General features: G+C 48.5%; 7 protein-coding genes and 3 tRNA genes. 9 read left to right on the top strand and 1 reads right to left on the bottom strand.

The window, feature by feature from the left end; translation table 11 throughout:
- Positions 1-812 precede the first annotated feature (812 nt).
- From WKK33_RS00700 to WKK33_RS00675, 6 genes are all read left to right on the top strand, one after another.
- Positions 813-1,502, top strand: coding sequence for a hypothetical protein (locus WKK33_RS00700; protein ID WP_337932041.1), 690 nt, complete (start codon positions 813-815; stop codon positions 1,500-1,502).
- A 58-nt stretch (positions 1,503-1,560) separates the two neighbouring features.
- Complete coding sequence (locus tag WKK33_RS00695; protein WP_337932040.1) at positions 1,561-1,989, top strand: hypothetical protein; 429 nt, start codon at positions 1,561-1,563, stop codon at positions 1,987-1,989.
- 252 nt (positions 1,990-2,241) lie between these two features.
- On the top strand, positions 2,242-3,222 hold the full coding sequence (locus WKK33_RS00690; protein ID WP_337932039.1) for a hypothetical protein: 981 nt from the start codon (positions 2,242-2,244) through the stop codon (positions 3,220-3,222).
- Between the two features lie 227 nt (positions 3,223-3,449).
- Positions 3,450-3,536: transfer RNA gene (locus WKK33_RS00685), tRNA-Ser, on the top strand.
- Positions 3,537-3,571: 35 nt separating this feature from the next.
- Positions 3,572-3,643: transfer RNA gene (locus tag WKK33_RS00680), tRNA-Glu, on the top strand.
- Positions 3,644-3,678: 35 nt separating this feature from the next.
- Positions 3,679-3,750 (top strand) — tRNA-Glu (locus WKK33_RS00675).
- Between the two features lie 257 nt (positions 3,751-4,007).
- Here WKK33_RS00675 and WKK33_RS00670 read toward each other — a convergent pair.
- Positions 4,008-4,526, bottom strand: coding sequence for a nitroreductase (locus WKK33_RS00670; protein WP_337932038.1), 519 nt, complete (start codon positions 4,524-4,526; stop codon positions 4,008-4,010).
- Positions 4,527-4,819: 293 nt separating this feature from the next.
- Here WKK33_RS00670 and WKK33_RS00665 point away from each other — a divergent pair, with 293 nt between their 5' ends.
- The 3 genes from WKK33_RS00665 to WKK33_RS00655 all read left to right on the top strand — a co-directional run bounded on the left by WKK33_RS00665 (position 4,820) and on the right by WKK33_RS00655 (position 6,575).
- On the top strand, positions 4,820-5,137 hold the full coding sequence (locus tag WKK33_RS00665; protein ID WP_337932037.1) for a type II toxin-antitoxin system RelE/ParE family toxin: 318 nt from the start codon (positions 4,820-4,822) through the stop codon (positions 5,135-5,137).
- A 13-nt stretch (positions 5,138-5,150) separates the two neighbouring features.
- Entirely contained in the window at positions 5,151-5,486 is a 336-nt protein-coding gene (locus WKK33_RS00660) for a HigA family addiction module antitoxin (protein ID WP_215760346.1), read from the top strand.
- Between the two features lie 228 nt (positions 5,487-5,714).
- A complete protein-coding gene (locus WKK33_RS00655) occupies positions 5,715-6,575 on the top strand; it encodes an SDR family oxidoreductase (protein ID WP_287767881.1) in 861 nt (286 codons plus the stop codon).
- Positions 6,576-7,987: the final 1,412 nt, after the last annotated feature.

Genomic DNA, 7,987 nt, shown 5'->3' with positions numbered 1-7,987 from the left:
ACTGCAATGCAATGCGGGAGAGTAGGAAGCCGCCTTCTTTCAAAAGAGCGAAGCCTGAGGATTCTAACGAGTCTTCGGGCTTTTTGTGTGTTGTAGGGTTAGTGTTTCCTTTGGTTTCGTATCTTGTGCTTTGTTTATCACAAATCGGCCATAATATCATCATATATCACACTAGTCGGTCTAATGACCGATTGGGGTTTATCCCAAATGATTGCTGTCCGGTAAAACTAATAATGTGGTCAAAGACGGGCTGAACTAACAGTCACCGGCGCGAAGCGGAAAGGTTAAGCCCAATAATAATTAACGCTTTGGCCCTTTTAGGGCGCACCAATGACAACACGATAATACGCGGGGTGTCGCTTCGCTTGCCCTGGGTGTACGGATTGATAAAAGCAATGCGCCCTGAATGGGCAAAAGCATTGATAATTAACGCTTTGGCCCTTTCAGGGCGCACCAATGACAACACGATAATACCCAGGGTGTCGCTTCGCTTGCCCTGGGCTATTCGCTTGTTGGGCTTTCAGCCCGCTTTCAGAGGCATGTAAAACCAAATGGCCACCAGGGCGATACCATGCGCTATGCGCTTATACCCCTTCGGGTCGCATGTTCATGCATTTAACGGATGAGCCTTTTTTTGAGCGTATAAGCATGTTTTTTGTGTTCCTTGCTGCGTTTTTGGTTCGAATGAGCACGAAACGGGGTGAGGAGGTGTTGCACGTTTGGCTTATTTCTTCTATTTTTGCCGTTCTTGATAGTTGTCTTGACTTGCTTTTGTGAGTTTGACAAGTTTAGTTAATATAAATAAGAAGAAGATGAAATTGTTTTTAAGAAGTATTTTCTTTGTGTTGTTCTTGGTTTGTGGTCTGACAGCATCAGCCCAAGTACCTACCACAATGGATTATCAGATCATGGCCACTGATCCTACGACAGGGCAGGTTCTTGCTAATAAGGAATTGGCTGTCAGGGTTGAATTGAGGTTGAATACTGAGGACGGCGAGAAGGTATGGAGCCAGGAAGCGACAGTTAACTCCTCTAAATCTGGCATTTGTACCGTTAGCTTGGATTTCAAGGATGTTGACTGGACCTTAGGAGCTTACTTTGTTAAGGCTTATGTGAATGGCAGTCCCATTGGCGCCTCCCAGATTAAGTCGGTTCCTTTTGCTTTGGTGGCGGAATCCGTGCGTGGCGTAGTAACAAAGTCTATGCTTTACGGAACATGGAAGAAGTATGATGTGGATAAGGAGAGCGTAGGCGAGACTTATGTGTTTAATCGTGATGGAACGTTTTCTTATGGTTATGATGACGAGCCAGAACCCCTTTATAAAGGAACCTGGAAGATTAACAACTTAGGTTATATTACTTTTAAGGTTACAGAAGGAGAGAAGGCTGGGGGAAAGTTTGTGGCTTTCGCCGTCTATGACGAGGAAGACCATTCTCTCTGCCTTGGAGGTGACGATGCCTTTTTAGGCGACACCATGATCTTGTATAAGCAAGAACAGTAAGGGGGATCAGCTTATTCGTATTACGAGTGAAGTCATTATTGTATAAGTAACCTGCTTTATGAGATTATCCGCATTTTTGTTATTTATCCTCAGTGCGCTTGCCGTTTACGCCGATGAACCTGTGCGTGGCGGCTTTGTGGTGGCTCCCATTCAATCGGAATCGTTTGTGGCTTATGGTGACTGTTTGGCTCCCAAGGAATGTTCCGACGGAACTGCCACCTTTGTTTGTGGCTCCTTTGTTGTAACCATTGGTGCAGTGGCAGCAACCGATATTGAGATGCCAAAGGCGATAGATCGTGAAACCTATTTCACGTTTCATGATCATAGTTTGGTAGTAAACGTCCCGGGCCAACTCTATTCTCTTGATGGAAAATGTATCGCAACGTTAAAGGCTAACGCCCCTCTTGGCATAGGCAACCTGCCACGAGTTTTCATAGCTCGATTTAAGAATGGAGTAGCCTTAAAGATTTCATCCAAGTCAAAGTAACGTCTTAGTGGCTTGCGAAAACTACGAAATGATGGCTTGTGTCGTGCAACCATTGTTTTGTGGTTTTTTCTTTCACATAAGCACCTTGTTGTTGCGTTTAGGCACACATGCTGACGAACAGGCACGTACAGTCGTTGGTGCATGTTGTGTAATTGCTTGTTACCACTTACCTTTGCATAAGAAAAGCAGCTCATTGCTAACCTAATGAGTCTGTAGGAACAATTATTGTCTTACCCATTAATCATTCAAATTATGAAACAAACAAAATGGTTTTTTATCCTGATGGCCTTCGTGTTGTGTCTCGGTGGATTGACAGCTTGCGGCAGTGACGACGACCCTGAAGAGGGTGGAGGCGGTTCAGGCAGTGACGTTGTTAATACCGACGCTGCCCGCTATGAGATCACCGATCCCAACGCCGACATCTCATTCATCGAACTTACCGAAGGTGGCCAATACTTCGTGGGTGGCGATGAGTCGGACTATGGTGCCAAGCCCATGATGGCACGCCGCGCCGCCCAGCGCGCCGCCGAGTCTTCAGACGACGGTCTCCACTATGGCGACTACACCAAGGGCGCCAACGGCGAGTTTGTGCTCAACGGCTATGGCACGCTGGTCATCACCCAGAATGGCGAGACTTACGTGGTGAAGATTACCCCCAATGGCGCTACCACCACAAAGAGCTACAACGCCCGTAAGGTAACATCTACCGTAGCCGCAAGCGCTACAGCCAAGAAGCTCTGCAGCACATGGAAGTTCCAGAGTGTCGCCTATTCGTTCAAGGCAGGAAGTTATACTGTCTTCGATTTCAAGGCCAACAGTATGCGCGACCTTGCTGTCAAGATGAAGGAGAAAATGAAAGAAATGTCTAAAAAGAATGGCGAAGAGTGGACCCAGGAAGACGAGGATTCCTGGAATGAGCAGATAACGTATGCTTATGAGGGCCAGCCTGACCGTCTTGTGTTTGCCGCTTCAGGTTATATGTATATTCGTTTCGGCAGCCACGACTGGGAGAAAGGCTTGTGGCGTGTGCCTTCAGGCAATAAGCTCGAGATTTGGGATTGGGAAGATGGAACATGGACCTCTGATGTCTTCGTTTCGATCGACGATACCGCTCTCGAGGAAGGCACATCAGAAACCACAGTCGACATCAATGGCAACACCCTGACCATTACCCAGACCCTCCGCGGTTCAGAAGGTGGCGTGATCAAGGAGTCTATGACTTACACCAAGTAATCCCTCATTTTATACGAGGCAGAATCGTATGAAATGACACGAAACCCTTCCGCAGGTTTTCATCTTCGAGCTATTCAGACAGGCTTGAAAGTATGGAAAACCTGCGGAAGTTACATTTTTCATGCTTTTATGCGAAAAAAGTCTATGGAATATTTGGAATTGTGAAATAAAAGCACTACCTTTGCACCGCATTTGGAAAACAGATGTGGTGAGGTTAACAAAACCAAGGAAGTTTGGGTGAGTGGCTGAAACCAGCAGTTTGCTAAACTGCCGTGCGCGTTAGCGTACCGGGGGTTCGAATCCCCCAGCTTCCGCAACGTTTTCTCTTTGCAAGAGATGCTTGAAACAGGCTCGGTTCATCTAACGGTTAGGATACAAGATTCTCAATCTTGGCATAAGAGTTCGATTCTCTTACCGAGTACACGCTTGTTGCTTTCGCAACGTAAAGCTAACGATGGTGGATTCATCTAATGGTTAGGATACAAGATTCTCAATCTTGGCATAGGGGTTCGATTCCCCTATCCACTACCTTAAAACTCTGACTGGTAACGGTCAGAGTTTTTTTTGTGCCCTTATTTCCCCCTTTTCAGATTGTCGCCAAACCAAAATCATCAGTCCGAGCACGACGGCTCCGCCTGATGATCCCAAATCGGTCATTAGACCGAAACAGGTGGGTTGTTAGGATCTAATGACCGATTTGGGATGATTCGTGGCTCCCATGCCTTTTTGTGAAACCTCCTGGTTGTTGCCCGGAAGGCGTGTGGCGGATAGGGTGGGGCGGTGGATTACTCTATGACCCTCACATATCCCTCCTTGCGCGGCTTGGCAGGCTTCGGCTTCATGGCGGGGTAGCCGAGGGCGATGTGGCCTATTCCCTCGCAATCGTCGTCGATGCCCCATTCCTTGAGCAGCTGCTTGCCGCGTTCGCTTTCGAACATCTCCTTGGCGCGGTGAATCCAGCAAGCGCCAAGTCCTATGGCGTGGGCGGCGTTAAGCATGTTGCCCATCACCAGCGAACCGTCGTTCATATAGGTGTTTCTCGATTTGCTGGCCAGCACCACGATGATGACCGGGGCGTTGTAGAACGGGTCGGCGTGGGTGCCCAACACCTCAGCGTTCATCTTCGACAGTTCATCGCGGAGAGCCTTGTTCTTTACCACCACGATGTAGGGCGACTGCATGCCCATGCCCGTAGGTGCGGCAGTTCCCGCTTTTGTCACCTTGTCAATCTCGTCTTGCGAAGGCATCTGGTCGGTGAATCCTTTGATGCTTCGACGTGTGTACAATGCTTCTAATGCTTCCATATTTCAATTCTTTTATGACCTTTGTCTTTTGCTATGGCCATTCCACCGGCATGCGGCGCAGCCACTGTTGTGCGCCCCCTTTTATCTCCTTGTGTGATATCGCTTGTAAGGAAGATGGTGCGCAAGGCATGGCAAATGTAGCAAGAAAATCTGAGAGACGTGTGGTTTTGGGGAATAGAAATCGTGTGATCGGACCTTTTTTTGATTTGTTTCCAATTTAGCGTAAGGTTTCTGTTCACATATTTGTGAATTCCGATTGTTGTTGTTATCTTTGCATTTGAGATTAACGTGTCATGCAAATTAACTTTAGAGAAGTTTACCTGAAGGATTTATATGTAGATGGCAAAGCCTATGATAAGAAGCACCGCTACCAGCCCACTATCGTTAAGAAGTACCGTAAGGTTATTGACTTGATGATGGCGCAAAACAATGTGCTCGGACTTGCTCAATATGGTTCGCTTCATTACGAACATCTTCATGGAGATAAAGAGGGTATTTCTTCTGTTAGAGTCAATGACCAGTATCGAATAGAGTTTGAGGAGATTGTCATTGATGGCGAAGTTGTAGCTACCATTTGCGACATAACTGCCTTGAGTAACCATTATAAGTAAATGAGGAAGAGATATGCGTCAGATAAGAGAAGATATGATCGTAAATAATTTGGAGCCTTTCGAACCTACCCATCCTGGTGAAGTCATAAAGGATGAGATAGCGTATCGTGGCGTTACCCAACGTCAGCTTGCTCAAGAGATAGGTGTGTCCTGTTCATTACTCAATGAGGTTCTGAATGGTAAACGAGCTATGAATGCACATCTCGCTATGCTGATAGCTGCTGCTCTTGGACTTGATGCTGAGCCTTTGCTAAATTTGCAGACGAGGTACGATATGATATCTGCGAAGCGAAACCCATCGTTCATGCAGCGTATCCAAGCGATTCGCAAGATAGCCGCCGCGCTCTGATCCGTATTTCGCCACCCGCTTCGCCTGGTTATGGCCCCATTTCCCATTGCACATTCGTTTTGATTTGTGCATGATTATGGGGTAAATGCTTGGTAAAACACAATTATTTGCACATTATTGCCCATAAGTGTGCAAAATGTTATACCTTTGCACCGCCATTTGAAACATGAAAGTAGCAGAATGGCAGTTTAAGGCAAGAACAATATCATTTTATCTAAATAGAACATTATGTCTTTTAATTTGTTGAAAGGAAAGCGCGGTATCATCTTCGGCGCATTGAACGACGCATCGATTGCGTGGAAAGTGGCAGAGCGTGTGGTAGAAGAGGGCGCACAGATTGTGTTGACCAATACCGCCGTGGCTTGTCGCATGGGCACCATCGACGAGTTGGCCAAGAAGACCAACGCCACCATCATCCCTGCCGACGCGACGTCGGTTGAGGACCTCACCGCCCTGTTTGAGAAGGCCCAGGAGGCCATGGGCGGCAAGATCGATTTTGTGCTCCACTCATGTGCCATGAGCGTGAACATGCGCAAGAAGCGCACCTACGACGATTTGGATTATTCATACCTGAGCAAGACGCTCGATATCTCAGCCATCTCGTTCCACAAGATGCTTCAGGTGGCCAAGAAGCTCGACGCCCTGAACGACAACGCCTCTGTGTTGGCGCTCACCTATGTGGCTTCTCACCGCACCTTCTTCGGCTACAACGATATGGCCGACGCCAAGTCGCTGCTCGAGTCGATCGCTCGCAGCTTCGGCTACATCTATGGTCGCGAGAAGGGTGTTCGCATCAACACCATCTCCCAGTCGCCCACGTTCACCACAGCCGGCAGCGGCATCAAGGGCTTCGACGGCCTCTACGATTTCTCTGACCGCATGTCGCCCCTTGGCAACGCCAGCGCCGACGAGTGTGCCGACTATTGCGTCGTTATGTTCTCCGACCTCACGAAGAAGGTCACCATGCAGACGCTCTTCCACGATGGAGGTTTCTCAAGCATGGGTATGTCGCTCCGTGGCATGACCCAGTACAACAAGTCGTTCATCGACGAGAACCGCGACGAAACAGGTAAGATCATCTACGGATAACGCTCCGTTGTCCGTCCCTATCATCCCCCGTTCTCCCTTCTTGTTCAGAGAAGGGCGAACGGGGGATTCTTGTTTCTGCCCATTCTTTGCGCCGACGGCGCACCGGAACTCCAAGCAGCAGGACGCGGAGCAAGAGTAAAAAAAAACATCCTACCATGAGCATTCTTCTTAACAAACTACATGTCAATCTACACTGTTTTTCCGCTCGCCCAGTCCTCCGTCTCCAAATACGCGATTCTTGCGCATTTCTGCAACCCGCTTGTAATCAATCACTTACTGTTCGTTGGCATTGTTGTGCCTTCTGTCAACCGCCATCCCCGTTGTGAAACATGCCTAATCGCACCTCGATACCTTACCTTTCGCATTGCGAAACATGGTCTTTCGTGCCTCGAAAGCTAAGCCATCGCAACTCGATAGATGTCTAACTGCAAGTCCACCCGACGTTTTTGTCCTTTCAAACGCTCAAATCTCCTCCTTTCGTCCTCTGGTTCGTCCGATTTTCCTGCACAACTTCTTAACCAAATATCCATACAATCCCATCGTCGTCCCCTGGGTCCCTGCGTGTCTTGCTCGCCATCATTCGAATCTCCAAAGCGGTTTTATGATGTTGGATGCCCGTGCGTTATCCGTCCTCTCGTGCGCCAACCGCCTACGGCGATGGCCTTTAGGTCTAAGAAACACCGATCTCACCGATGCGCACGGATCCGTCATCACGGATCTGTTGTTCTTTCTTTTCTTTTCTTTTGATGGTCCTCTGGGCCTACGGATCTTAAACGGATTTTCTGCGTATCAAGTAAGCCCCGTCATGTGGCATACTTCCATACATATTACTCTCCGCATGCGAAAAATCCGTGTCGATCTGCCGCGCCGACGGCGCGATCTGTGTTATTGACAAGCAGTCCGCATGGCATCTGTGCTTATCTGAGAGATCCGTGGGAGAATAAATACATCCAGCCTGTTCTTTAGCGCATTGTGCGCTTAGTTGTCGCCCACAGATCCCTCAGATTTCCACAGATTTTTCGCATATCAAGAGCGTGTGGCACTCTCCTTGTCCCTGACAACCCAAGCGGGCAGAAAAGTCTATGGTAGCGCATAGTCCTGTCAACCCAAGCGGGCTGAAGGCCCAATGACCTCCTCAGCCCAGGGTAAGCGAAGCGACACCCTGGGTAAACCGCCACGTTACGCTACGCCCTGTAGGGGCAAAAGTAAACATAACACGCTCTGTTTCAGTACTTTTGCCCTTACTGGGCGCAAGCTACACGGCCCATTATACCCAGGGCGTCGCTTCGCTTGCCGCTGGGCTATGGACTTCTGCCCCCTTCGGCGTGCCCGTTAAAACGCGCCCTCATAGAAAGGTTCTAAGTTTGCAGAAGAATGCGACGCAGTCGCATAAATGTTAAATAATCAAGGTA

The sequence above is a fragment of the Hallella sp. genome (genome assembly GCF_037460745.1).
GTDB classification, from domain to species: Bacteria; Bacteroidota; Bacteroidia; order Bacteroidales; family Bacteroidaceae; genus Prevotella; species Prevotella faecis.
Note: the sequence above shows the minus strand (reverse complement) of the source record. Positions and strands in the feature narration are given on the sequence as shown.

What these genes read in the sequence shown, in the direction of transcription:
- WKK33_RS00700 (WP_337932041.1), top strand. Translation starts at nt 813, where the DNA reads ATGAAATTGTTTTTAAGAAGTATTTTCTTTGTGTTGTTCTTGGTTTGT.
- WKK33_RS00695 (WP_337932040.1), top strand. Translation starts at nt 1,561, where the DNA reads ATGAGATTATCCGCATTTTTGTTATTTATCCTCAGTGCGCTTGCCGTT.
- WKK33_RS00690 (WP_337932039.1), top strand. Translation starts at nt 2,242, where the DNA reads ATGAAACAAACAAAATGGTTTTTTATCCTGATGGCCTTCGTGTTGTGT.
- WKK33_RS00670 (WP_337932038.1), bottom strand. Translation starts at nt 4,526, where the DNA reads ATGGAAGCATTAGAAGCATTGTACACACGTCGAAGCATCAAAGGATTC.
- WKK33_RS00665 (WP_337932037.1), top strand. Translation starts at nt 4,820, where the DNA reads ATGCAAATTAACTTTAGAGAAGTTTACCTGAAGGATTTATATGTAGAT.
- WKK33_RS00660 (WP_215760346.1), top strand. Translation starts at nt 5,151, where the DNA reads ATGCGTCAGATAAGAGAAGATATGATCGTAAATAATTTGGAGCCTTTC.
- WKK33_RS00655 (WP_287767881.1), top strand. Translation starts at nt 5,715, where the DNA reads ATGTCTTTTAATTTGTTGAAAGGAAAGCGCGGTATCATCTTCGGCGCA.